This is a genomic window from Paenibacillus sp. J2L1-98 (assembly GCF_056269405.1).
In genome coordinates, this window is record NZ_JBWDNW010000021.1 from 75589 (window position 1) to 102091 (window position 26503).

At 45.4% G+C, this 26503-nt stretch carries 16 protein-coding genes and 1 pseudogene; 15 read left to right on the top strand and 2 right to left on the bottom strand.

From position 1 onward, the window contains the following. Positions 1–9 precede the first annotated feature (9 nt). Both AC0YNZ_RS25455 and AC0YNZ_RS25460 read left to right on the top strand, forming a co-directional pair. A complete protein-coding gene (locus AC0YNZ_RS25455; protein WP_475829266.1) occupies positions 10–921 on the top strand; it encodes a carbohydrate ABC transporter permease in 912 nt (303 codons plus the stop codon). 76 nt (positions 922–997) lie between these two features. After that, positions 998–2599, top strand: coding sequence for an ABC transporter substrate-binding protein (locus tag AC0YNZ_RS25460; RefSeq protein WP_475829267.1), 1602 nt, complete (start codon positions 998–1000; stop codon positions 2597–2599). A gap of 71 nt (positions 2600–2670) precedes the next feature. Here AC0YNZ_RS25460 and AC0YNZ_RS25465 read toward each other — a convergent pair whose 3' ends face one another. After that, a complete protein-coding gene (locus AC0YNZ_RS25465) occupies positions 2671–2865 on the bottom strand; it encodes a hypothetical protein (protein WP_475829268.1) in 195 nt (64 codons plus the stop codon). Positions 2866–3022: 157 nt separating this feature from the next. Here AC0YNZ_RS25465 and AC0YNZ_RS25470 point away from each other — a divergent pair, with 157 nt between their 5' ends. Together AC0YNZ_RS25470 and AC0YNZ_RS25475 are read left to right on the top strand one after the other, a co-directional pair. Further along, a complete protein-coding gene (locus AC0YNZ_RS25470; protein ID WP_475829269.1) occupies positions 3023–5002 on the top strand; it encodes a PrsW family intramembrane metalloprotease in 1980 nt (659 codons plus the stop codon). Next, a complete protein-coding gene (locus AC0YNZ_RS25475) occupies positions 5002–5331 on the top strand; it encodes a hypothetical protein (protein WP_110773184.1) in 330 nt (109 codons plus the stop codon). Before AC0YNZ_RS25470 ends, AC0YNZ_RS25475 begins: the two co-directional genes overlap by 1 nt. Before the next feature lie 101 nt (positions 5332–5432). On the opposite strand, the gene AC0YNZ_RS25480 is transcribed toward AC0YNZ_RS25475, so the two are convergent. After that, positions 5433–5981, bottom strand: a complete 549-nt coding sequence (locus tag AC0YNZ_RS25480; protein WP_475829270.1) for a MerR family transcriptional regulator — start codon at positions 5979–5981, stop codon at positions 5433–5435. A gap of 256 nt (positions 5982–6237) precedes the next feature. Here AC0YNZ_RS25480 and AC0YNZ_RS25485 point away from each other — a divergent pair, with 256 nt between their 5' ends. From AC0YNZ_RS25485 to AC0YNZ_RS25535, 11 genes and pseudogenes are all read left to right on the top strand, one after another. Next, positions 6238–6999, top strand: coding sequence for a sugar phosphate isomerase/epimerase family protein (locus AC0YNZ_RS25485; protein ID WP_475829271.1), 762 nt, complete (start codon positions 6238–6240; stop codon positions 6997–6999). Positions 7000–7536: 537 nt separating this feature from the next. Then, positions 7537–8286 (top strand): annotated as a pseudogene (locus AC0YNZ_RS25490) (aspartate-semialdehyde dehydrogenase); the annotation flags it as partial. 405 nt (positions 8287–8691) lie between these two features. After that, positions 8692–8832 carry a hypothetical protein gene (locus AC0YNZ_RS25495; RefSeq protein WP_475829272.1) on the top strand — a complete coding sequence of 47 codons (141 nt, stop codon included), beginning with the start codon at positions 8692–8694 and terminating at the stop codon, positions 8830–8832. 572 nt (positions 8833–9404) lie between these two features. After that, entirely contained in the window at positions 9405–11636 is a 2232-nt protein-coding gene (locus AC0YNZ_RS25500; protein ID WP_475829273.1) for an AraC family transcriptional regulator, read from the top strand. Positions 11637–11967: 331 nt separating this feature from the next. Further along, positions 11968–14463 carry a glycoside hydrolase family 2 TIM barrel-domain containing protein gene (locus tag AC0YNZ_RS25505; RefSeq protein ID WP_475829274.1) on the top strand — a complete coding sequence of 832 codons (2496 nt, stop codon included), beginning with the start codon at positions 11968–11970 and terminating at the stop codon, positions 14461–14463. A 214-nt stretch (positions 14464–14677) separates the two neighbouring features. Continuing rightward, positions 14678–15595, top strand: coding sequence for an ABC transporter permease (locus tag AC0YNZ_RS25510; protein WP_475829275.1), 918 nt, complete (start codon positions 14678–14680; stop codon positions 15593–15595). 146 nt (positions 15596–15741) lie between these two features. Then, positions 15742–16500: a carbohydrate ABC transporter permease gene (locus AC0YNZ_RS25515; protein ID WP_475829276.1), complete on the top strand. Its 759-nt coding sequence runs from the start codon at positions 15742–15744 to the stop codon at positions 16498–16500. Between the two features lie 70 nt (positions 16501–16570). Beyond that, positions 16571–18121 (top strand): ABC transporter substrate-binding protein, encoded by a 1551-nt coding sequence (locus tag AC0YNZ_RS25520; RefSeq protein WP_475829277.1) that lies wholly within the window; start codon positions 16571–16573, stop codon positions 18119–18121. 147 nt (positions 18122–18268) lie between these two features. Beyond that, positions 18269–20374, top strand: coding sequence for a DUF5054 domain-containing protein (locus tag AC0YNZ_RS25525; protein ID WP_475829278.1), 2106 nt, complete (start codon positions 18269–18271; stop codon positions 20372–20374). A 25-nt stretch (positions 20375–20399) separates the two neighbouring features. After that, the gene (galA, locus tag AC0YNZ_RS25530; protein WP_475829279.1) at positions 20400–22769 is read left to right on the top strand and encodes a beta-galactosidase GalA; all 2370 of its coding nucleotides are present in this window, start codon (positions 20400–20402) and stop codon (positions 22767–22769) included. 214 nt (positions 22770–22983) lie between these two features. Beyond that, on the top strand, positions 22984–26503 hold a 3520-nt coding region (locus AC0YNZ_RS25535; protein ID WP_475829280.1), incomplete at its 3' end, for a discoidin domain-containing protein.

The window sequence follows — 26503 nt, forward strand, 5'->3', positions numbered from 1 at the left end:
GTGTCGAATATGGAAAATACGGAAGAATCACGCAGCATTCGTACTGACATTAGCGGAATTATCGTTAAAGTCTTCGGATATCTCTTCATTTCGTTCTTTGCGCTATGTTGTCTATTGCCCTTCTTGCTCGTTCTCGGCACCTCGCTCACAGCGGAGGGTGCGATCAAGAAGTACGGCTTTAACTTTTGGCCGCGCGACTTTAGCACGTTTGCCTACAAAATCGTTTTTGAAAATCCCGATCTTATTATCGGCTCTTATCTCGTCACGATGGGGATCACGATTGTAGGTACCGTGCTCGGCCTCTTTCTCGTAGCGATGACCGGCTATGCGCTTCAGCGCCCGGACTTTGGCTACCGCAACGGTATCTCGTTTTTCATTTATTTCACAACGCTGTTCTCCGGCGGGCTCGTCCCTTTTTACCTGCTGATGACGCAGTATTTGAGCCTGAAGGACAGTTACCTGGCCGTTCTGCTTCCGGGGCTGCTCAGTCCGTTTCTCATTATTATGATGAAGAGCTTTGTCCGTTCCATTCCGCATGCGATTACCGAATCGGCTAAAATCGACGGAGCCGGAGACTTTACTATTTTTATGAAGCTGATTTTACCGATGACCACGCCCGCTTTAGCGACAATCGGTCTGTTTATCGCACTCGGCTACTGGAATGAGTGGTACAACTCCATGCTTTTTCTGTCGCCGGATATGAAGTACCGTCCGCTTCAGCTGTTTTTGTATAACGTCGTTACCAGCGCAGACTTTATCCGCAATTCCGCGGCCGCATCTAATGTAGAGCTTCGGGACATGCCTCTGGAATCGATGAAGATGGCTACCGCAGTCGTAGCCACGGGACCTGTCATTTTGTTCTATCCGTTTGTGCAGCGGTATTTCATCAAAGGAATTACAGTTGGCGCTGTAAAAGGCTGATGTGCCGGGGGCCAATAAACGGCCTCTTCACATAACGGGCAATGCCCGATTTATGAAAACAAAGGGGAGTTACGCTATGTCCAATTTCAAGAAGGTTTCCGCTTTGCTGATCGCGATCATCATGATCTTCAGTCTTGCAGCCTGCTCAGGCTCGGGCAACAAGAGTGAAGTTGGCAAAAACGAGGGCGCGGGCAATACAGGCAGCACGAATACGGCAGCGGGCGATAAAGGCGCAGATACGTCCAAGTTCGTAAAAATCAGCTACGTCGTGCTTGGCAATAAGCCGACCAACGGGCAGTTCGAGAAAGTGCTCGGTGAAGTAAATAAACTGATGAAAGAAAAAATTAACGCCGAGCTGGAGTGGAAGTGGGTTGAATGGGCAGATTGGCAAACCAAATATAACCTGCTGCTGGCATCGGGCGAACCGGTAGATTTAATTACGATCGGTACCGACTGGCTTGATACTTGGGGCAATGCGCAGCGGGGTGCCTTCATGAAGCTGGATGATTTGCTGCCGGAATATGCGCCTCAAACGTGGAGCTCCGTTCCGGAAGAGGATTGGTCGGAGAGCAAGTATAACGGCGATATCGTGCTGATTCCGGAAAACGATTATACGCAATGGGTTAACCACGGCTTCTTCTACCGCGGTGATTGGGCTAAGGAAGCGGGCATTACCGAGCCGATTAAGGATTGGGAAGGCATTGGTCAATATCTGCAGTTCATTAAGGACAACAAAGAAGGCGTTATTCCTTGGGATGCCGTTGCATCAACAAGCACGTTTGGCGGATATGCGCAATCCTACACGGATAATTTAGAGCTTCCGATTTCCACTGGCTATTTGCCTGTATTTACGACTAAATCGTTTGACGAGAAATATACGGTAGTAAGCCCGGTATTCGAGGATACCTTCCTGAACTTTGCTACACTCATGAAAGACTGGGCGGATAAAGGCTACTGGCGCGAGGATGTGCTGAACAACAAAAACGATAACCGTTCCGCTTTGCGTGCCGGCCTATCGGGACTTGATCAGCATCATACGCAAACCTTCGGCGGTCTGCGCGTTACGATGGATAAGGATCAGCCTGGCTCCGAGCTGCAAATGTTTCCTTTTGCGCGGACATCGGGCAACAATCTGACTGAGCTGTCCATCACGCATGGCGGTACATCCGTAGGCGCACACAGCAAAAACCCTGAGCGCGCGCTCATGGCTTATGACTTGATTCGCAATGACGAGCAAATTTATCACCTTATCAACTATGGCTTGGAAGGCGTTCAATATGACATCAAGGACGGCAAACGCACTCAGCCAGAAGGTTATGATGAAGCAAAAGATGCATTCTACGCCGATTTCTGGGGCGGACGCGTCGACAAATTCGAAATTCCGAGCGCGTCGACATGGGATCAGCTGGAAGAAACGCTCTATGCGGAATATGACAAAATCAAAAAGCCTTATCCGTACGGTCAATTCGTATTCGATAAGACGCCGGTTGAAGCAGAGCTTACAGCGATCACACAGGTTACGGGCGAGATGGGACCTGCGATTACGTACGGCAAAGCAGGAGATCCTGCGAAAGCTGTCGAGGAGTTCCGCAGCAAGCTGAAAACGGCCGGCTACGACAAGGTGCTTGCCGAGCTGCAGCGTCAATTGGACGCTTATAAACAGCTGATTGAAGGCTAGAAGGCTAACGATAAACAGCGCAAGAGGAGATTCCATGCACGAGGGTGCATGACTCCTTTTGCGCTGTTTTTTCATGTTAGCTGAATATCATGAATGCCTGTACGATTGATCGTTTGTTTGCCGCTCATAGTCAAAATCTCCCCGGACTCCCGCTTCATTAATGTGGGAAAATTGTACGATGTTTCCGGTTTTTTGTTGTGATAGAGTGAGTGAATAATTGCGACATGCGAATAGGAGGCGACCGTAACGAATACGATTTGGTTCATTCGCACCGGAATCCGGGATCGGCTCGAGGCCATTTACAGGTTATGCCAAGCATGGATTGCGAAATATCCGTTTATCAGGCTGTCGTACACGATTTTTTCATGGATCTCGTTGGCCGCGTTTGTCTTAAGCCTGTTTTTCATTGAAGACTCCCGCACTATGATGGTTCAATATTTATGGTCGTTTTATGTCTTGCTGCAATTTTGGTTTCTGTGCCGGAGCAAAACGCTGCCGTGGAAGACGGTCGTTCTGTTCGTCCTGGCGGGCGTCTTTCTTGTCGTGCCGTTCACGGCGCTTACGGTTAATGCCGTCCATGCGCTCGTCGGCGGGCGAACATCCGACACCTGGTCCGTTGCCGTCATTACGCCGATTTTCGAGGAAGCGTGGAAGCTCCTTCCGCTCGGCGTTTTTCTGCTGTTCTCGCGCCGCGCTTCCGCCTTGAGCTTAAGCGATTATACGCTGACCGGCGCGGCGGCGGGGGTCGGTTTCCAGCTGATGGAGGAATTATCCCGCCGATGGCTGAATTCAGGCATAATCGGGGATAAGTTTGGCTACAGCTATACGATGCTGAGTGGCGAAACGATCCACTGGGACTTGTTCGCGCTGTTTCCCGGGCGTTTCGAAGAAAGCTGGCTGCCATCGATGATGAGCGTCGGCCATCCCGTACATACCGCCATGATCGCGCTGGCATGCGGAATCGCGTACCGGCTGCGGACAAGATTGACGAGATGGGTTTTTCTGTTCCCGGCACTGATTCTGCTCTGGTCAATTCTGGATCATGCCGCCTATAACGGCCAGTACAAGCTGCCGGATTGGCTGTTTCTCCTTCATGAATGGGCTGGCAGCGGATATAAGACGCAGCCGGTGTTCCTTATGATGCTTGCGGCATCGCTGTTTGCCGATTATTGGTCGCTGAATAAAGTGCGGAGAAGTCTTCCTGCGCTGTCGAACGAGCTGCTTCTTAATCCGTTCTCTGAGCTGTGGAACATCGTCCACGCTCTCTTCTTGGACCGGGGGAAATTCGGTTATTGGCTCGGCTTCTACCGGGAGCGGCGGGAGCTTGGATTTAATTTGCTTTATGGAAACGAGGAAGCGGCAGGCAGACAGGAGCATGTCCGCGAGCGGATGAAGGTTCTCTATCTTGTGCTTACCGGACTCGCAGCCGTACTGCTAGCTGCCGGTCTGTTCGCAGGCATAGAGGCCTACTCGGGCGGCGATGGAACGGCTTGCTTCTCTTGTCTGTTCGACTCCTTGCAAAATTGGTGGGATCGGCTGGAATGGTATGAGCAGGGTGCGATTCTGCTTGGCGCTCTTGCGCTGTCGCTGCTGTTCGCCTCGTTCTGGCCGGCCGTCGGCATCGCGCTGACTGCGACGGGCGTCGCCGGCAGCGGACATGAGATTGCGGGCTATATCCGCGATCCCAAGAAGCTGCTGACGCCCGAGAATGCGTTCGCCGCAGCGGCAGGCATTATACTAAGCCGAATACCGTTTGGCAGAGCGCTCGGATGGGCGGGGAAGAAGGGGCGCGGCTATTTGCGCAAGCTTCTAGACAAGCTGGGCCTCCGGAGGCCGGATGTCGATGTTCCTAATAAACCACCGAAGAACGGTGGCACAGGCCCCGGCAAGCATCCGGAAGATCCGAAGAAGCCGGAAGACGATGAGCCGGAGGATAAGGATAAGCAGGGTGACAATGACGACGATAAGGCAGCAGTGGCAGGTAAAAAGTACAATGAGGTCGAAATTGTCGATCATCGGGGAAATCCGCTAGGCGAGTTCGATGAAATCGATTTGGAGAATGGCATTTTCTACGAAGATAAGACAGCCAAAGGGCTGGATCGCATCAATCCGCGCACGGGACAGCCCGCGCAGACGCCGCAGCAGTTTGCCGACAAGCAAATACTCGGAAAGACGCGGACGCGGATTGAAAATATGATGGAAAAAGCGGTCTCGACAAGGCCGACACCTAACGGGTCAACCGAGGTGCCCGATTTGGAAGAGATTAAATCGATCCGCGACTTCGTATTCCGGCTGGATGGAGACACTCCGGAGCTTCGAAGCGCCGTCGAGAACAGCTTGAATCAGTTGAGAGCGGAATTTCCGGAATACAAATTTAATGTTTTGTTTGGGGGGAAACCGTAATGTCCATTAGCGCTTTTATACCCGAGCCCGTCAATGATTTCGAACGGCAATTCAACGTGCCCGTCGCGGCCGAGTCATTCTTCTCGGAGTGCTGGGAGCCTGCCGCGGAAACATTAGGCTTGAAATGGGTGCCCGTCTTCTCCACCGGGATCGACGTCATGAAAGAAGATTTGCCTGCGGTGCTGGATGAGCTGGCCCGCTTGAAGCAGTGGGCCTTAAGCCAAGCCGGCGGGGAACGGATGGCAAAGCTGGCGAGCCGGATCGAATTGCTGCAGACAGAGCTTCCCAAAGCGTTGCAGCGGGATGGAGTAGTCGTTTATATCGGGTGATGCTGCTGTATTGGGAGGATCATAGAGCTATAGCAAAGAAAGAGTGGCTGCCCCTAAGATCATTGTTGACCTTAGGGACAGCCACTCTTCATTTTATCGCCTTAGAGGAATGAGAAAAAAGAGCGCAAAAGCCCGCGCTTCTTTGGCGCAGCCTCAAGCTTGGCGATGGCGGCCGGGTGACACTCATCGTGTGACGGGTAGGTTTTGCTGCTTGGCGTCTGAATCGTTTCTATGGATGCGGCTAATTGCTTGATCATTTGGCGCAGCTCATCGAGTTCCTCGCGCTGCCGGTGCAGCTGGACCGAGACGACTTCGTCGGCTTTCTGATCAATCGAACGTTCGATATGCTCGATTCTGTTTAACATTTCTTCCATGGACGGGTCAAGTATGTGCTGGGGAGTCTCAGCTTGAAGAGACTCCGGCTGCTGCTGCTGCTGCTGGTTAGTCATGAGAGTAATGCCGTTCAATGTTTCCCCTTGATCGATTCGGTCTTTAATATGAATGAGCAGATCAATTTCCTGCTCCGAGAATGTATAATGGCCAAACCGGTCCTTTTGAAAGAAATTAGGGAAAGTGGAAGCCCAACGTTTGATCGTCGTTTGGCTGACGGAAAGCAGATCTGCGGCATCCTTCGTTTTCAAAGTACCCATTTCGATCCCTCCGTTTCGGATGGTCAGTTATGGATAATTCGCTGTTATGGAGCGATTCCCTGCACAGGTGACAAAGGAAGTGCTGATTCGATAAACAAAGTGTTTTAACGAGCAATGATGCGGTTTTTGGTCAACTATAATCAATTGGCGGCCTATGGTTCGCTAACCTCAGTAAAGCAGCGCTTTCATGAAAAATGATACAATTACTGATATCAATGGTTAGCCAATCACAATTTGATAAGAAGGCGGCGGTTCTATGAATTTATCTACTATCGCAGTGCAGCTGTATACGTTACGCGACTATTGCAAGACTGAGGCTGATTTGGAACAGACACTGCGCAAGGTGAAAGATATAGGGTATCAGGCGGTTCAAGTTTCAGGTGTGGGTCCTATTGCGCCGGAAAAAATTAAACAATTAGCGGATGCTGCGGGTCTGCGGATATGCGCGACGCATGTTAGCTTTGATTCATTAGTGAATGACTTTGACAACTCGGTTCAGAAGCACAAGCTGTGGAACTGCCCGTATGTCGGGATAGGCTCTATCCCGGAAGAGTACCGGACAAGCGCGGAAGGATATGCGGCTTTTGCGAAGAAAGCGTCCGAGATCGGAAAGCGGCTGAAGGAGCATGATCTGCAATTCATTTATCATAATCATCAGTTCGAATACCAGAAATTCGAAGGCAGAACGGGTATGGATATTTTGAGAGAAGAGAGCGACCCGGCCGCATTCGGCTTCGAACTTGATACGTACTGGGTGCATGTAGGCGGAGTGAATCCGGTTGATGCGATTCATCAGGTAAAGGGACGCATGGGAGTTGTCCATCTGAAGGATTTGGAAATTATCGATCATCAGCAGGTATTTGCAGAGGTTGGCGAAGGGAACTTGAATTTCAAAGCCATCATTGAAGCGTGCCGGGAAACGGGAGTGGAATGGTTTGTAGTCGAACAGGATGTTTGCAGGCGCGATCCGTTTGAAAGCCTGGCCATCAGCCTTCGGAATTTGAGGCAATATTTGTAGTTGGTTCTCCATTTGATGCTATTTACGTTTACTAAACCAGATGTGAATACGTATACGAGTATCTTTTTAGTGGGCAAAATCGAACTAAACGGGCTTTTTTCGTTTCGTTGAACGAGAGAGTTCTGAGTGATTGGGATAGTCGTATTTCCGTTATAGATACGGAAGTTTTCATCAATAGGGGCGTGGATACTCGTGACTTCAGTCATGAGTATCCACGCCTGGTTTTGCTTTTATACGAACATATGATCGTATAAAATGGTCGTATAACTCTATCAACAGGGGGGTGAATCTATGAATCTTACCCTTACAGCGAAACTGAAAATCAAACCAACCTCACTTCAAGCCATGTTGTTACACAAAACCATGGCCGCTTATCGAAAAGGATGCAACATGGTTTCGAAGCTCATTTTTGAACGAACAGCCTTAAACGCCAGATCGTTGCACAAGCTAACGTATACCCATTTGCGGCAGCAGTTTGGTTTGCGTTCGCAAATGGCGCAGTCGAAATTGAGAGCAGGTATTGTCGGAGGAACGGGAATGGTTGGTCAGCGCTTTGTTCAACTGCTGGATCAGCATCCTTGGTTTAAAGTAACGGCCATTGCAGCAAGTGCCGGTTCGGCGGGCAAAACTTATGAACAATCTGTACAAGGCAGATGGAAGCTGTCTACCCCGATCCCTGAAGATGTGAAAAATATCGTCGTTATGGATGCTTCGAAAGTGGAGGAGGTAGCCGCTCAGGTCGATTTTATTTTTTGTGCCGTTGACATGAAGAAGCATGAAATTCAAGCGCTGGAAGAGGCCTATGCCAAAACGGGCACGCCCGTTGTCTCCAATAACTCGGCTCACCGCTGGACGCCTGACGTCCCTATGGTCATTCCTGAAATTAATGCCGGACATCTCGACGTCATCTCTGCGCAGAGAAAGCGGCTCGGCACCTCGACCGGATTTATTGCCGTTAAGCCAAACTGCTCCATTCAGAGCTACGTGCCGGCGCTTCATGCGCTGCTGGATTTCAAACCTACACAAGTGGTTGCATCGACTTACCAGGCGATTTCCGGAGCGGGCAAAAACTTTACCGATTGGCCGGATATGCTGGATAATGTTATCCCTTATATTGGCGGCGAAGAGGAGAAAAGCGAGCAGGAGCCGCTGCGCATATGGGGCAGCATTGAAAATGATGAAATTATCAAAGCAAGCGCGCCATTAATTACTACGCAATGTATCCGCGTTCCGGTAACGGACGGACATTTGGCTACGGTATTTGTATCGTTCGAGAACAAGCCTTCTTGCGCCTTTTTGGTGTGAGCTGGAATAAAGCGGTATGCCGCTGCTGCTCCTTTATAGCCTGAGCATTTATTGGAAATTTGTGGAGTTGAAAAATCCTACCCAATTTACTGCAAGATTCAAGGTGTTTGTTGAAGATTATACGGATACATCGATAGCCTTACACGCAAATACGATGCTGGATTACTTGAAAAATGCAGTAAAAATCAATTTTTACATGTTTATTTTGTTGGATTATTTAAATTAGACAGTGTTTTTTGAATGTTTTCTATACTATGTTGAAAAGGGTACAAACTAGAGTCAAAATGTCATTATCGGATATAGTTGAGCAAACAACGGCAGCTGGTCTTTTTCTTAGGATAAGAACAGCGCCATAGATTAAACCTAAGACTATTAAGGTGGATGTTTATGTCTAAAATTAAAGAAATACTTGTGCTGCATCATAGTCACTTGGATGTCGGTTATACGCATTCTCAGCCTATCTTGCTTGAAATGCAAAAGAATTACATTGATCAAGCCTTACAAATTTGTGAAATAACAGAGGATTGATCGGAACAGAATAAATTCCGTTGTTAGCGCAGACCGAATGCGTCAGGTGCTGATGAACAATGAAAGAAATCACGCAGGGGTAAGCTATGGGACGATTGAGCTGAGTTAATATTATTCCAGCACGTATAGATGAGTTTTCGCTCTGTCCTCGGCGGACAGAGCGAAAAGTTTTTGAAAGCAAAGCGAATAACTGCAGGCATCTATGGACAAGGCGGTGTCATTTTGTTGGAATATCTAAATCCAATAGGATAGACAAACTTTTTGTCGTGCAGTACGATTATTGTGAGAAGGCTGGGAGAGATGTTGATCCTGAACAGGTTCTTATACGCACTGCCGAGATTATCCGATAGGCTTCTTAAGCTCATCGGATTCTTTTTTTGTTGTATAGATTGGATAATCCTGTGCCACAATGTTATTAAGGTCCAATATCAACCAGAAGGGGTAACATTGACATGAAGAGGATTTTTGGATCAAGCAAATACTTTCATAAGATTTATCTATTGATAGGCTTGGCTTTTTTGAGTTTATTGATTATTTTTTCAACGATTATTTACTTGGGAGTCAAGAAGTCGGTGCTCCAAAATAATTATGAGCTAAACAAGCAATTGCTTTCAGGAGTTGCCAATAATTTAGATAATTTCGACCAAATGGTGAAAAATTTATGTTACTCTATTTATTTGAGCAGTGACACCAAATCCATTTTTGAATTGGATAGTATTAGCAACAATATTGGGAGAGCGAGTGCCGCACTGGAAAACTTAAGATCAACCTATATGAGCAATAACGCATTTATCCATTCAATCTTCATCCATAATGGAAAATCGAATGTCTATTTGTCAACAAATAAGGGGCTTTTCAGCAGCGACCCTCAACTTGAAGAAATGATTCGCTCTTACCCGGTCGTTCCTGTGCTTAAGCCAATTTACAGAAAGATGGAGAGCCTTTATCCGATTGCGTCCAAGCCAACGGATGATGTTTTCACCTATGCGATGTATGATTGGTTGGGGAAGGATAATATGCCGGAAGACAGCATTTATGTGAATATTAAAGCGGATTGGATGCTTGAGAATATCAACAGGATCAACATATCGAATCCGAAATCAAAGAGCAGTATTTATATACTGAACGGCAATGGCGAAAGTATTGGGAATCCGATACAAGATGATACGAAAGCTTCTCTGCAATTGATTTTTAGTGATTTCATCAAGGACAAAATTTCCGACTCTGAGGCCCCATTCGACTCCTTTTCTGTCAACTTTAAGGGGGAAAAAAGCTATGTGTCATTTATATACCTGAAACGAATTGATTGGGTACTGGTGAAGGTTCAGTCTTATAAAGAGGTTTTCAAAAATATAGAAAATATTAAATTCATTATACTGCTTATAACCTTGTTATTCATTGTCATTGCACTCGTTGCTTCCTTTGCGATATCCAGGAAAATCTATATCCCTATAGGTAAGCTTGTAAAGCGGATTAATACGATGGACGATGAAGAAAGCGATGTAAATCCGGTAAACGATGAGATCGGCTTTTTAAATCAAATGTACAATAAGTACTATGAGCATAGAGAGCAGTACTTGAAAGAAAATCACACAAAAGACCGACTTCTCAATAACTATTATCTTACAAATCTTCTGGTGGACAGCAACTCTATGACGACGGACGATATTGCAAATGCGTCAGAGAGCAATAACGCTTTGTTCGACCCGGGCGGAAAATTGGCCGTATGTGTCATTAAAATCGATCAATACAATCATTTTGTTATGAAAAGTAATAAAGATCAAGAGTTGTACAGATTTGCTATCGCTAATATCATGTATGATGTGGTTATGAGTAAGTTTTATAATGAAGCTGTCAATATGAAAAAAGACCAGATTGTGCTTATTGTGAATTCAGGACAGTTTGAGGGGAACGAATTTATCCGCATTCTGACTGAATGTATCGCTGAAGCGCAGAAGATGATCATGAATTATTTTAAATTGTCCGTAACTGTGTCCATTGGCGAAATTGTGGAATCCAGTGCTACTCTGGAAGGGAGCTACCGCGTTGCACACTATAATGCCAACTATCGTACATTGTTAGGGAGAATGTCCATTATTACATGTGACAAAGTGAAGAAGAATAACGAAAATGAGCAAGTGTATTATTCTCCGCAGTTCAATAAAAAGCTGGTTGAAGCAATGAATTCTGGAGTTATAAAAAAGGCCGAGAAGATTATTTTAAGTATTTTGGATGAAATCAAAGAGCAAAGTTACAACAATATGATGCTGTCTGTCATGCAAATAACAACATTTATTTTGAATACTCTCAATGAGATGAACAGGTCCAAGCTTCAACCCCAGAATATCGATTACAATGTTTATAATATTAAAATGATGGAATTTGAAACTATGGAAGAGCTTCATGGCGAGCTTATCCGATTGCTTTCACTTGGAGTAGGAACTGTCAGACATTCAAATATAGAGAAGCATGCCATTCTTATAGAAACGGTCAAAGGAATCGCTGAGGAAAGTTATTCGGATCCTGGTTTAAGCTTGCAGCTTATTGCAGAAAATCTAAAAATGTCATCCGTTTACCTTGGAAAAATATTTAAAGATAATATGTCGGTCTCTCTCGCAGAATATATTAACGGAGTCCGATTGGAGAAGGCTAGGGAGATGCTGGAGCATTCCAACTTCACCATTGTGCAGATCATTGAAAAGATAGGAATGGAAAATGAAAGTTATTTTTATAAGCTATTTAAAAAGAAGTATGGGTTAACGCCGAAGGAATATGTCCTGAAGAAAACAATAATGAAATTTTAAAACAGTGAGTTAGGCTGCCGATCCATGTCGGCAGCCTAGTTTTAGTTGGATATTGAAATCGGCGCTCTGGCAGTTTGAATTATTGCGGGGTTTTTCACCGGGCTGCTTACCGCCAGCGCAGCTACAGGCTAATTGCTGTTTTTGCCCATGCAAACTAAGTCTGATTTTCAGGAAACGGGTGGACTTAGTTTTTTGGATAGCGCTGTTCTTTGCATAATCGGAACGCCGGCGACAAACAATAGCTTAGGAATGTTAAGCAGGTATTCCCTGGAAATTTCATGGAGCTTCTCGAAGTTGTCGAACAGAATCCATTGATTGGAGGCTATTGACCATGTCCTTGCTTGCTGCCGACAGAAAGAATTGCTTTTGGATGCGCTTGTACCTCGGATTGATGATCACTGCAGGGGTTGTTCTCTCAGCAGGAATCGTCCCGCAGAGAGCTGAAGCAAATACGGGTACTGTCTATAATGGGCAAAGGAGCGAAAGCTTCGACAAGGGCTGGAAATTCGCACTAGGCGATTATGCACAGTCCATTAAAACGAGCTTTGACGATTCAAAGTGGCGAAATGTTGATTTGCCGCATGATTGGAGCATTGAGCAAAACTTTAATCCGCATTCGGTCGTTGGCCCTGAACAGGGTTTTTTAGACGGAGGCATAGGGTGGTACCGCAAGGTATTTTATTTGCCTCAGCAAGTCATGGGCAAGTCCGTGAGCCTCCAATTTGACGGTGTGTATATGAACAGCGAGGTTTGGATTAACGGAGCGAAGCTGGGCACTCGACCTTATGGCTATTCAACGTTTCAGTATGACCTGACGCCTTATCTTCACTATGGAACTAAAGCCAATCTTATCGCAGTCAAAGTGGACAATTCAGCGCAGCGTAATTCGCGTTTCTATTCGGGAAGTGGGATTTACCGGCATGTCTGGATCACATTCATGGATCCGATACATGTGGACTATAGCGGTGTCTTTATCCGAACGTTAAAGGCTAACGCACACTCTGCATCGCTTGACGCCGATATTCATGTCGTGAATCAAACAAGAAATTCTCAATCCGTCATAGTGAAAAATGATCTGTTAAATGACGCCGGTACAGTTGTAGCAACGGTCAGCAGCCCCACTTGTCCTGTCGAGGCTAATAGTAACCAAACATTTGAACAAGTGCTTGAATTGACGAATCCTCAGCTATGGTCACCGTCGACCCCTAACCTCTACACGTTGAAAACAGAAGTGATTTTAAATAACAAGACGGTGGATACGTACCGTACAACGGTCGGAATTCGTACCTTTCAATTCGATGCGAACAGCGGTTTTTCGCTCAACGGTCAACACATGAAGATCAACGGTGTGAATATGCATCATGACTTGGGATCATTGGGCGCAGCCATTAATGACCGGGCATTGGAACGACAGCTCGAGCTGCTAAAGCGGATGGGCGTAAATGCCATACGAACGTCACACAATCCTCCGGCTCCCGAGCTGCTTGCGCTGACGGATCGTATGGGTTTTCTGGTTATGGCTGAAGCGTTCGATACTTGGGAGACTGCAAAGGTGCCCTACGACTATCACCTATATTTCAATCAGTGGGGGCAAAAAGATCTTCAGGACTTCATCCGCAGGGACCGTAACCACCCTAGTATCATCATGTGGAGCATCGGGAATGAAGTTCCGGAACAAAACAATGCAAGCGGTAGGGCGATCGCCCAAAAACTGATCCATTGGGTCCGTGAATTGGATACAACCAGACCGATCACCCAAGGCATCAACGCATACCCACAAAATGGGGATTTATATGATGTCGTCGGCTTGAATTATGCGCCGAAACTGGTGCAGGGCGGCTACAGTAGGGTTCATCAAGATCATCCGTCCTGGAGGCTGATCGGCAGCGAAACCTCATCGGCCGTTAGAAGCAGGGGCGTGTACTTCTTCCCGCCTCAAAATATTCCGACTGTCCCGCATCAGTCTTCGTCGTATGACAATACAATTGTAGAATGGGGGCAGACAGCTGAAGATTCATGGCGGTCAACGAGAAACAGCTTCATTGCCGGGGAATTTATTTGGACCGGTTTTGATTATATTGGCGAGCCGACGCCGCACAACAGCTGGCCTTCCAAAAACTCCTACTTCGGTGCGATCGATACAAGCGGATTTCCAAAGGATATTTTCTACTTTTACCAAAGCAAATGGGGCTACAATCTGGCACCAATGGTTCATCTGGTTCCCTCGAATTGGAACTGGACCGCAGGGCAAACAATCCCGGTTTGGGTGTATTCGAATGCGGATAGCGTCGAAGTTTTCATAAACGGCAGATCGCTGGGCGCCAAGCCGATGAGCGAAGCTATTGGACATTTGGCGTGGAGCGTTCCTTTTGAAGCAGGGACACTCAGAGCTGTTGCTAGAAAAAACGGCAGCGTCGTCGCGGTAGATGAAGTAAAAACAGCAGGAGCGCCGGCTCAAATCCAGCTCAAAGCGGATCGATATCAGATATCCGCAGATGGAAAAGATCTGGTCTTCATTGAGACCAATATTCTCGATGCCGATGGCAATATAGTACCGACGGCTTGCAATTCCGTTGAGTTCAGCGTACTTGGCGAAGGCTCCATCGTCGGCGTTGATAATGGAGACTCGACCAATACCGAGAACTTCAAAGGGAAACAGCGGAAAGCATTTAGTGGCAAGGTGCTGGCGATTGTCCAATCGACCGGTACTCCGGGCAGTATCAAGATCATTGCCAAATCAAAAGGACTCGCATCAGCAATTACAATCGTGAAAGCCTTAGCTCCCGCTGCTGCGCCGGCGCCTATCGTGATTCTGAAGGGAAAGTAGATTCTCCGCTGTACGTAAGCATGCTAAAAGAATCTTAAAAGATCGCCGCTTATGTCCCTATGGGATTAAGCGGTTATTTTTTTGTCTATCGCGTGAGATATGCAACAATAATTAAATTTTACATGGTTATTTTGTCGGATTGTTTAAATTGGACAGTATTTTTTCACGCAAATTCGATCTAAGATTCGATTATACGATCAACTAGGGAGTGAGTGTGTTGAGGCTTTCAAATTTTATTAAAACTTTCAAAAGGAGCAAACAATTATTCATTTTATCTTTGCCGGGTGTGCTGTTTTTATTCGTATTTAGTTATTTGCCTTTATATGGCCTGCTGTTGCCCTTTAAGGATTATAGAATTGATTTAGGTTTTTGGAAAAGCCCATGGGTCGGGCTCGAAAATTTTAAATATTTGTTCTCGCAAGATGCATTCCGAATTACCAGAAATACAGTCGGATACAATTTGGCTTTTATTGTTGCATTACTGATCGTGGCTGTTGCGTTTGCATTAATGCTAAATGAAATGAGACGATCTTCCGTAAAATTTTATCAAACAGCTTTGTTCATGCCTTATTTTCTTTCTTTTACCGTGGTCAGCTACATTTTTTTGGCCTTGTTCGATATGCAAAACGGATTTGTAAATACTGTTCTGCAAATGTTCGGAAAGGAAGCGGTTCTTTGGTATAACGACGCGAAATATTGGCCTCCCTTGCTCATTTTAACCTATGTTTGGAAGAACGCCGGATATTTTACGATCATCTATTACACAGGCCTCTTAGGTATTAGTGAAGAATACTACGAAGCGGCAAGAGTAGATGGCGCAAACAAGTGGCAGCAAATAAAAAGCATTTCAATTCCGTTATTAAAGCCGCTTATCATTATCATGGTAATGACGCAGGTCGGGAAAATCTTTGTAGGAAATTTTGATATGTTTTATCAGATCCCAAGAGATTCTTCGTTGCTGTATCCCACAACAGATGTTATCGATACTTACGTATTCAGATCATTAAAATCACTGGGTGATGTGGGAATGGCTTCGGCTGCAGGGGTGTATCAATCGGTAGTCGGTCTTGTGCTGGTTATTTTTGTGAATTGGCTCATTCGAAAATTCGACTCTGAAAATTCTGTATTTTAAGGTGGGTTAGTATGAATAGTTCAGTTAATCGAGGATTTCCATTATTCAAAACGATATCGCATATGATTTTGATTGGTTTTTCATTGCTCTGTTTATTGCCATTAATTCTTGTGGTTTCAGTGTCTCTATCCAGTGATGCGAACATTATGAAATACGGATATAGCCTGCTTCCGCAAAAAATCGACTTCACCGCTTACCGATTTATTTTAGCAAGTCCGGATCAGCTTTTGACTTCTTATGCTGTAACCATCTTTGTTTGTATTGTGGGCACGTTCATTAGTATTACCGTAACCACAATGTTAGCCTATGTCATTTCGCGAAAAGACTATGCATACGCACAGAAAACTTCGTTTTATGTGTTTTTGACCATGCTCGTCAGCGGCGGATTAGTTCCTTGGTATATTATTATTTCCAAAGTTTTACACATGACGGATACGATTTTTGTATTATTCGTTCCTTATCTGGTCATACCTATGTTTGTGTTGATCATGAAAGGATATATGTCTGATATACCTCCCGCTGTTATCGAATCGTGCAAGCTGGATGGCGCTAGCGAATACCGCATATTTTTCAGCATCATTGTCCCTATGACGATATCGGGCATTGTCACAGTTGCGCTATTTATTGTGCTCATGTATTGGAATGATTATTACTTAAGCCTGATGTTTATTCAGAATAGTGAATATGTTTCGCTTCAGTTCCTACTGTGGAGGATTATGTCCAATGCGGACTACCTCAGAAGCTCTGTAGCGGCTTCATTGGGATTATTGCAGGGAGTCGTATTGCCGGATCAGTCGGCAAGAATGGCCATTTGTGTGCTGGCTGCTGGCCCCATGATGTTCCTCTTCCCATTCATTAATAAGTTTTTTATCAGAGGCATTTCCGTAGGTTCTGTGAAGGGATGAGTGAACTGGATATAATACCGGCAACAATATTCATTATATAAAAAAAGAAAAAAATCAGGAGGGTTCAACAATGAAAATCAGAAAATTTTCAAGAGCATCAGTCTTACTTTTGGTCATGGTTTTGCTTGTATCAGCTGCATTATCTGGTTGCGGTTCAAATGCTGCAAAAAAAGATTCTACTTCGCCGGACGATTCGACACAAGCGTCAACAACAGATCCTTCAGGCTTACCCCACGTTAATTTAACGTGGTATGTCGTAGGGACGCCTCAGAAGGACCAGCAGATCGTTACAGATGCGATCAATACAATTTTAAAAGAAAAAATCAATGCGACCTTAACCATTAATACGATTGACTGGGGGGCATACGATCAAAAAATGAATGTCGTAACCTCTTCCGGAGAGCCGTACGACCTTGCTTTTACATCGTCCTGGGCAAATAACTACACGCAAAACGTGTCCAAAGGAGCCTTGCTTCCGCTTGATGATTTGCTTCAAAAATACGGTAAACATATCTTGGAGCAAGTTCCGGAGAAATATTGGCCTGCCGTTAAAGTAAACGGAAAAACGTACGGCGTATTGAACTATCAGATTTATGCGATCGGCAGGGGGTTAAATTTTAAAAAAGATCTTGCTGACAAGTATTCTTTGGATACATCGAAAATTAAGAAGATTGCCGATATAACGCCTTTTCTAGAACAAGTAAAACAAGGTGAGCCGGGCCTTACACCTTTTTTGGCAACTGGCAATATTACGAATATTATTGATTTGAACAATAATGAAAAAGGCATGACGCTTGATCAGGTACAAGGAAACAGTGTAAATCCGCTTGGCGTTCATTACGCCGATAAATCGTTAAAGGTATTCGACTTGGTGGAAAGTCCAGAGTTTATGGCACAAGCCAAAATGTTCAGAGAGTGGTATCAAAAAGGTTACATCCGCAAGGATGCGGCTTCGTTAAAAGATGGGAAAGCGGAAGCGAAGACCGGTAAATATGTGGTAACGACAGGCGGATATGGTCCCGGAAGTGAAACAGGCCAATCCACTGAACTCGGATTTCCGATTGTTCAGGCAAAACCTGTACCTCAATTCGTAAATACAGGCTCTGTTATTGCCGCGATGACGGGCATAAATAAAAACAGTAAAAACCCAGAAAGAGCCATGATGCTGTTGGATCTTTTGTTCTCGGATAAAGATCTTTATAATCTGTTTGTTTATGGAATTGAAGGCACTCACTATACCAAAGTAGATGCTAACACTGTTGAAATTGTCAAAGACTCCGCATACAATCCGAGCAATGCATGGGAATTCGGCAGCTGGTTCAATGCCTATGTGCAAAAAGGTCAGCCTGCGGATACTTGGGAGCAAATGAAAAAGGCAAATAACGATTCCATAGCGTCGCCGCTTCTTGGCTTCCTGTACAACGCAGATGCCATGAAGAAAGAGAATGCCCAGATCAATGCCATTATGAATGAGTATCTTCCAATTATCTATACAGGTACGCAGGATCCAGAAAAAACTGTTCCAGAATTGATTAAAAAGCTGAAAGCAGCGGGTATAGACGGATTAATCACCGATGCTCAAAAGCAAATTGACGATTGGAAAGCCGCAAACGGTAAATAAAAAGTTAGAAGAATTCAAAAGAAGTTTAATGAATCTGCGCTGATTGAAGGTTGAGGGGTATGGACTGTTATTCAGGTCATTCCCTCTTATAAAGCCTGCAAGAAACGATAGAGACAGATCATGATTAATTCTAGTGAGGAACCATACATGAGCAAACTGAAAAAAGTTCACGTTATTTTTAAAACCCATTTGGACATTGGCTTTACGGATATGGCGGAGAATGTAATCAAACAATATTTTAATTTATTTATTCCTCAAGCGATGCAATTGGCCAAACAGTTAAGGTCGGAAGGAGACTCCGGCAAATTTGTCTGGACGACCGGCTCTTGGTTAATTCATGAATTTCTCAAGCAAGCTTCCGAGGCACAGAGAAAAGAGATGGAGGAGGCCATTGAAAACGGAAGCATTGCATGGCATGGATTGCCTTTTACCACCCACACCGAACTCATGGACCCGGCTTTATTCGAATACGGCTTATCGATTAGTAAAAAGTTGAATGCCAGATATGGGAAAAACATCATTGCTGCGAAAATGACGGATGTCCCCGGGCATACGATCGCCATGATTCCATACTTGGCTAAATACGGAATTCAATATTTGCATCTCGGCGTAAATCCTTCATCCAAAATTCCGAGTGTTCCCCCGCTCTTTATTTGGAAGGGGAAGGACGGATCGGAAATAATTATAAATTATGCAAGCGATTATGGGAATGTTCTGGAAATTGATGGATTCGATGAAGCGATGGTATTTGCCCATACAGGCGACAATTCAGGCCCGCCGTTAGCCGCCGATATTCGAGCGGAATTTGCGCGGCTTTCAGAACGATTCCCAGGCGCAACGATACAAGCATCCACAATGGACGCCTTTGCCGAGAAATTAATCAGCATGAAAGACCGCTTTCCTGTCGTTTACGAGGAGATTGGAGATACCTGGATTCAAGGTGTCGCTACAGATCCCATAAAAGTTTCCCAGTACAGGGAGTTGTTGAGACTCCGCGACAAGTGGGTACAGGAAGGCCGATTGGATCCGGAGGGCAAGGAATATGATGAATTTTGCAGCCAGCTTATTTTGATTCCAGAGCATACATGGGGCATGGATGAAAAGAAATTTTTGACGGATTTCAAAAATTACTCGATTCGCGATTTCCATCATGCAAGACAGGTTGATCATATTTCAAGTGGAGCTATTCATGATAAATATCGTTATCTGGGACTTTTCGCCATGAATAATGAGTTTGGCGCTTCACCTGACTTGTTTGCGGCATCTGGCGTAGAGAAGAGTTTCAGTTACTTTGAAAGCTCATGGAAAGAGCAGCGGGATTATGTCCACAAAGCCGTTAGTGCTTTGTCTGACGACAAGCAGCAGGAAGCCGCGGAAGCGTTCCAGGCATTGGCGCCTGAACAAACTCAATTGCACAATGCGAAGGAACTTAACAATTCCAGTACGTATCAGCTCGGTTTGTTTCAGGTTGAGTTTGACAGTCAAGGAGCCATTTGCAAGCTGATCGACAGTCAAGGCAAGATTTGGGCGGATGAGCATCATCGGTTAGGTTGTTATCAGTACGAAGCATTCGGTCATGAGAATTACAATGCATGGTTCCAAAACTATGTCCAAAATTTGAGTGAAACCTATTACTGGGCCGATGCGGATTGGGGCAAGCCTGGCATGGAATTTGCAGAGCCTCGGCCTGAACATAAGAGGTTCTCGCCCCATTTGATCAGCTTAAGAAATCAGACTCAAGAACACTACGACCACGTACAAGTGCAGCTTGTTATGCCTTCCGAATGCGTTCAGGCAAATGGAGCGCCGCGAGATCTTCAAATTGACTATAAATTTTATAAAAACCGTAAGCAAATCGACGTGGAAATAAGCTGGTTCAATAAGCAGGCTAACCGTTTACCGGAAGCAAGCTGGTTCTCATTTGGGTTGAACGTCGATAATCCGAATTTGTGGAAAATGGATAAGATAGGCCAACTGATTTCTCCGCTTGAGGTTGTAAAAAACGGAAGCCGCAATCTGCATGCTGTCAATTCAGGCGTTTATTACACTGGAAGTGATGGCGAAGTTCGCTTGGAAACGTTGGATGCTCCTTTATTATCGCCTGGCGAGAGGAGGGTGTTGCAATTCGACAATAGTTTTGCTCCTTTGGATGGAGGCATGCACTTTAATTTGCACAATAATGTGTGGGGAACGAATTTTCCAATGTGGTTTGAAGACAATGCCAAATTCAGATTCTCGATTCATATGAGTTAAGAGGCAAAAGGAGAGGGGAGAAATCATGGCTGACATCTATAGAGTGAAGGAAAATTTTGATAAAGGCTGGACGTTCCATCTGGGGGATCTGCCGATCATGCATGCCGTTAAAGGCGGAATGACTGGAGGCTTAACCGATTGCGAGGATATCGAAGACGGTGAATGGCTGAAGATCGCGTACTTTGATGAAAGGGAAACCTTGCGTATTGATCCGGCGGCATGGAAAGAGGTCGTCCTGCCTCATGATTGGTGTGTTGAGGGCGATTATGTGAATGATGGAGGCAAAGTCAAACACCATAAAAGTCATGGCTATCTGGCTGCGGGAGTCGGGTTCTACAGGAAAGTATTCGACATTCCGCAAGAGCTTGAAGGCAAAAAAATTTCTCTGGAGTTTGACGGTGTGTTTCGCAACAGCACAGTTTGGGTGAACGGTCATCTGCTTGGAACCCATGTAAGCGGATATACAGGTTTTGTGTATGATATTTCGGATATCGCGCGATATGGAAGTGAAGGTAAAAATGTTGTCTTGGTCAAAGTGGATGCGCGCGATTATGAAGGCTGGTGGTATGAAGGCGCCGGGATTTACCGTCATACGTGGTTAACCGTAACGGACCGGCTTCATGTTGACCGGTACGGGACTTATGTGACGACCCCTGAGGTTAGTGAAAAGCAAGCGGGAATTGTCATCGTCACAACAGTGAAAAATGAGTTTGATACAGCCAAATCTTGCAGGCTCGTAACGAAAGTTTACGATAGTCACGGGAAAATCGTTGGTGAAAGCGCAAGTGTGATGGAAATTTCATTCCAACGGCAAGGGGTTTTCGAGCACTTTATACGCATAGATCAACCGGCGCTCTGGTCGCCTGAATCGCCTTCTATGTATTATGTCATGTCGGAAGTCTACGATGAAGAGAAGCTTCTGGACACGTACCGGACCAACTTCGGTATTCGAACCATTGAATTCAAAGCGGATGCAGGCTTTTTCCTGAACGGGAAGCATTATCCTATAAAAGGCACTTGCAATCATCAGGACTTTGCCGGCGTCGGTGTGGCGCTGCCTGATCAGCTCATTGCATACAAGCTCAGATTGCTTAAAGAGATGGGCTGCAACGCGTATCGAAGCGCTCATCATCCGGCAACGCCGGAGCTTCTGGATCTATGCGATCTGATGGGCATGCTGGTTGTGGACGAGAACAGGAAGCTGGATGTTTCTCCTTCAGGGATTGAAGAATTGAAGCATTTGCTTTATCGGGACCGCAACCACCCTTCAGTCATCATTTGGAGTTTGGAAAATGAGGAAATACTGGAAGGGACCATTATGGGAGCGCGTATGATCAAAACCTTGGCTTCGATTACGCGCAGTATAGATCCGACAAGGCCGACGCTAGCAGCGATGAATCATGGATGGAATGACGGCGGATACAGCGATGGCGTCGATATTGTAGGGTATAACTATGGTCAGCGTGAAGATCAGGATATTCGCGACCACGAAAAGTACCCTAACCGAATCATGCTGGGAAGCGAAAGCGCAAGCTGTACGGTAACCCGAGGCATTTATGAAAGGGACGATGTTCAAGGATATTGTCCGGAGTATGGCATTCATATTCCTGAATGGAGCTGTTCGGTGGAGAAAGCATGGCGTGATGTGGTCGAAAATCCTTTTCTTTCCGGGGTATTCATTTGGACAGGCTTCGATTACAGGGGTGAGCCAACGCCTTATGAATGGCCAAACATCAACTCTCACTTTGGCGTGATGGATACATGCGGCTTTCCGAAAGATAACTATTACTATTTAAAGTCGGCATGGACCGAAGAGCCGATCGTGCATATCATGCCTCATTGGAATTGGCCGGGCAAGGAAGGTCAGGACATTGATGTATGGGTGTACAGCAACTGCGAACGCGTAGAGTTGTTTCTGAATGGAAAGAGTCTGGGCGAACAAGAGATGCCGCGCGCTTCACATTTGGAATGGAAAGTGAATTATGCACCGGGCGAGCTTACGGCAATCGGCAGGAACGGTTCCATGGAGGCGGCGCGAAAAGTTGTCGCAACAACGGATGCGCCTTATGCGGTAACATTGGTGCCGGATCGAACTCAAATTCATTCCGATGGCTGTGATGTAGCTGTCATCAGAGTGTATGTGGTGGATGCTCTTGGAAGAATTGTGCCTACAGCGGATAACGAGCTGCATTTCTCTGTGGAAGGGAAAGCGAACATCTTGGGCGTAGGCAACGGAGATCCAAGCAGTCACGAATCCGATAAAGCGAATCGAAGGAAAGCTTTCAACGGCAGTTGCCTGCTAATTATTCAAACCGTAGAAGAAGAGGGCAAAATCGTCATAAAGGCGTCTTCCGACGGTCTATTGGACTCGTCCTGTACAATAGCTTCATTCTAATCGTTATGAGCAAACTTAATCTAGTTTCTTGAATTGGGAGATCTACTTCTCTAATTCAAGAAACTTATTAGATCAATGTTGTAAGCGTTATCATTTGCGTGGTTGATTAACCTGATCCGAGGGGTGATGCCATGGTATTGACCAAATTATTTAGTATGGTGCACTAATTAACAGTATATTCGTATTGGTTAAAATAAGAGAGGAGATTTTCGATATGAGAACGAAACAAGTTATTTCGGGCTTCTTGGTCGCTTGCATGACTGCATCAACCTTATTTATGAACGGCCCGTTATTATCACCAAAGGCTTATGCTGCAGATACTACGGATGAATGGACAGAGTTGTCCGGGAAACTAGAAGGCTATAAAGGCATCTATACGAAAGATACGAAGCTGGGTTCGCCTTGGAATACCCAATATAACCCGGATGGTCCCTTAATGGGAAATGGCACTCTATATGCTTTTATGGCGGGAGACAGAAAAGCGCAAAATATTTATATTTCAAGAAGCGATATGTGGAGAGACCGCTCTACAAATGATGGTCAACAGCACACGACGTTCGGCGGATTAACCATCAAAACGGGTGAGGGGGACAATCTGGCCCTTCAAAAGAACGTTACTGTGTTTGGCTTTACGAATAGCAATGAGAATGGCCCTAAGCTTGTTGACGGATTGGATAATACCAAATGGTGTTCAACCCCGGCAACGAATAACAATTCCACTACCTATTGGGCAGTGGTCGATCTTGGAGAAGCAAAAGATATCTCCCGATGGGTTGTCAAGCATGCTCAGGCAGGCGGAGAAAGCGCTACCATGAATACGAAAGACTTTAAGCTGCAATATACAACTCAAGCTAATCCTCAGGGATCGACGGATTCAGATTGGATCGATGCAGATGCTGTAACAGGAAATACGGCTGCCATAACGGACCGAAACCTGACCAGTTCCATTCATACAAGATATGTCCGAGTGTTAGTTACAAAAGCTGATCAAGGTACTGGAAATACAGTAAGATTATACGGGTTGGGATTGTATGAACAACCAAAAGCTGCTTCTACCGCTTCCTCAGAGTTTCGTTATGAAGAAGATATGAAAAATGCAGAGGTAATGGCACAGTCGGAGGAGGGTTTTAAAACCAGAACATGGCTATCTGCAAAAGAAAATATTATTGTAACAGAAATCACAAATACGACTGATTCTCCAATTCCAATGGAGGTTTCGGCGTGGACAGCTAATAGTAACACTAGCGCGAGCGTTGACGGTAATACGATGATTGCATCCAAGGCCGGCATCAGTAATCCATCGAGCCGTCTTAGCGGCACAGGAACATGGAGCGGTTGGACCGTGAACGTATCCATGGCGTCCAAGATTATTGATAATATCGCTGTAACTGTAAAAAACATAGATAAAAAAACGAATAAATCTATGTTTACATTGCCTAGCAATCAAACAGTTACCTTGGTTTCGGCCGTTGAAGGAGGTAAACAAGACGGCACTACCAATACTATGGCTGCAGCAATCGCTCAGGCAAAAGCAAAAGTTGATTCCAGAAGTACGGCTGATTCGCTTACAACAGCTAATCAAGCGCATCGCGATTACTGGAAACAGTATTGGTTGAAATCTTATATTAACATTCAAGATGCACAAGTGGAAAGAATGTACTATGGATTTCTGTATATGCTAGGCTGTGCTACTTCTGTTTCAAGTGAGAATAACGCCGGCCTTTCTGCAGGATTATTTCCATGGACGGCATCCGACAATCCGGCTTGGCAGGGAGACTACACCACGAATACGGATATGCAACGCCAAGTACATCCGCTTGTAACAGCCAACCGATTAGAAGGTATTCAGAATTATGTCAATGTATTGGAAGCGTACTGGCCTGAAGCGCAAAGACGTTCAAATTCTGTACAAGATTTGAATTGGGTCATTCAAGGGACAGGCAGACCGAATTCATTCACGACAGGGATTAGCGGGGGATCGCTGTTTCCAACCCATATCGGTCCTTGGGGCGCTTCGACAGAGCAATATAACAGTTCAAAAGATTACTGGAATTCACCGGCGGATGCAAGTTCTGTATTAATGCCGCTCGTCAAAATGTGGCAATATAATCAAGATCGAGACTACTTGAGCAATCACTTATATCCAATGTTGAAATCAGTGGCAACTTTCTGGCAAAATTACGTGACATTGGAGAATGGCAAGTATGTTGTCTATGGCGCTACTCATGAAGGGGTAGCGGGAAGAAATCCGATTTTTGATATTGATGCCTGTGTATATATTCTTAAAAATGCCATAGCTGCAGCGAAAGACCTTGGCATTGATTCAGATAAAATACCGGTATGGCAAAATATTGTTGACAATATGAGCCCGCAGCCGACTTTCTTATATAATGGCAAAGTGACTATTAGCGATATTGAAGGCAGAACCCAACAAAATCCTGGTTATACTTTTAACGGCAATCCGGTTACTATTCAGAGCGTTTATTATTATGATGCGGCCGGCATGAGCACTCCTGCAGATCAAAAGGAAAAATATATAAACTATTTAAATGTAAAGAATGCTATTGGGAATGCAAGACGATTAACGAGTGCTACTCGTTTAGGTTATGACATCAATGAAATTATTAATCAGTTAAAAATTGGCTCTATTATTAAGAGTCCAAGTGATTGGTCTGGGTTAAGGGGCAATAATACGATTGGCGATATTGGCGGAAGCAGCTTGCTAGGTGTTATTCAAGACTCTTTACTGCAAAGTAATGAAGGTTTTCTGAATATTTTTGCGAACTGGTATAAGGACCAGGAGGCATCCTTTACCCGTTTACGTGCTAACGGTGCCTTTTTGGTAGATGCTAAACAAAATGAGTTGGGTCAAACAACCTATGTAAAAATTTTAAGTGAAAAAGGGAAAGATTGTGCAGTCCTTAATCCATGGCAAGGCCAAGAGATGGAAGTATATGAGGATGGAGTACTGATTGGAGCAACGAAGAGTACGAATGCTTTAGGCGATGTCTACACGTTCGCCACTAAAGCGAATTCTTCGTATGAGTTGAAAGAACAGCTACCGCCAACGACAACGGACAATGCGCCGAGCGGCTGGGTTAATCAAGACACCACGGTAACCTTAAGCGCTAGCGACAGCGGATCAGGTGTAGCCAATACCTACTACACGGTAAACGATGGCGCGAAACAAACGGGAACTTCCATCGTATTGTCGGAAGAAGGAGTTCATAAGCTTGTCTATTGGAGCGTAGATAAAGCAGGCAATGTGGAACAGGCGCATACAATATCCATTCGCATCGATAAGACAGCTCCGGAGACAAAAGCAGTGCTAACGCCGTCTCAGCCGGATGGGCTGAACGGATGGTACGTGCATCCGATTACAGTTGCCCTGAATGCTACGGACAATCTGTCGGATGTAGCGAAGACGGAGTATAGTCTGGATGGAGGGACGACGTGGCAGACATACACATCGCCGTTAACGTTCGATCAAGACGGGAAGTATTCCGTAAGCTACCGTTCCACGGATAAAGCCGGCAATCAAGAGGAAGGAAAATCGGTAAGCTTCAATCTGGACAAGACGGCGCCGGAGATCGCGGTGACCGTACCAGGGGACAACAGCATCAATAAAGACTCCGTGGATTTGACGCTTCAGCTTGCAGTGACCGACAACTTGTCGGGTGTCGACAACAGCAAGACGACGGTAACGCTCGATACGTATGCTTACCAAATCGGAA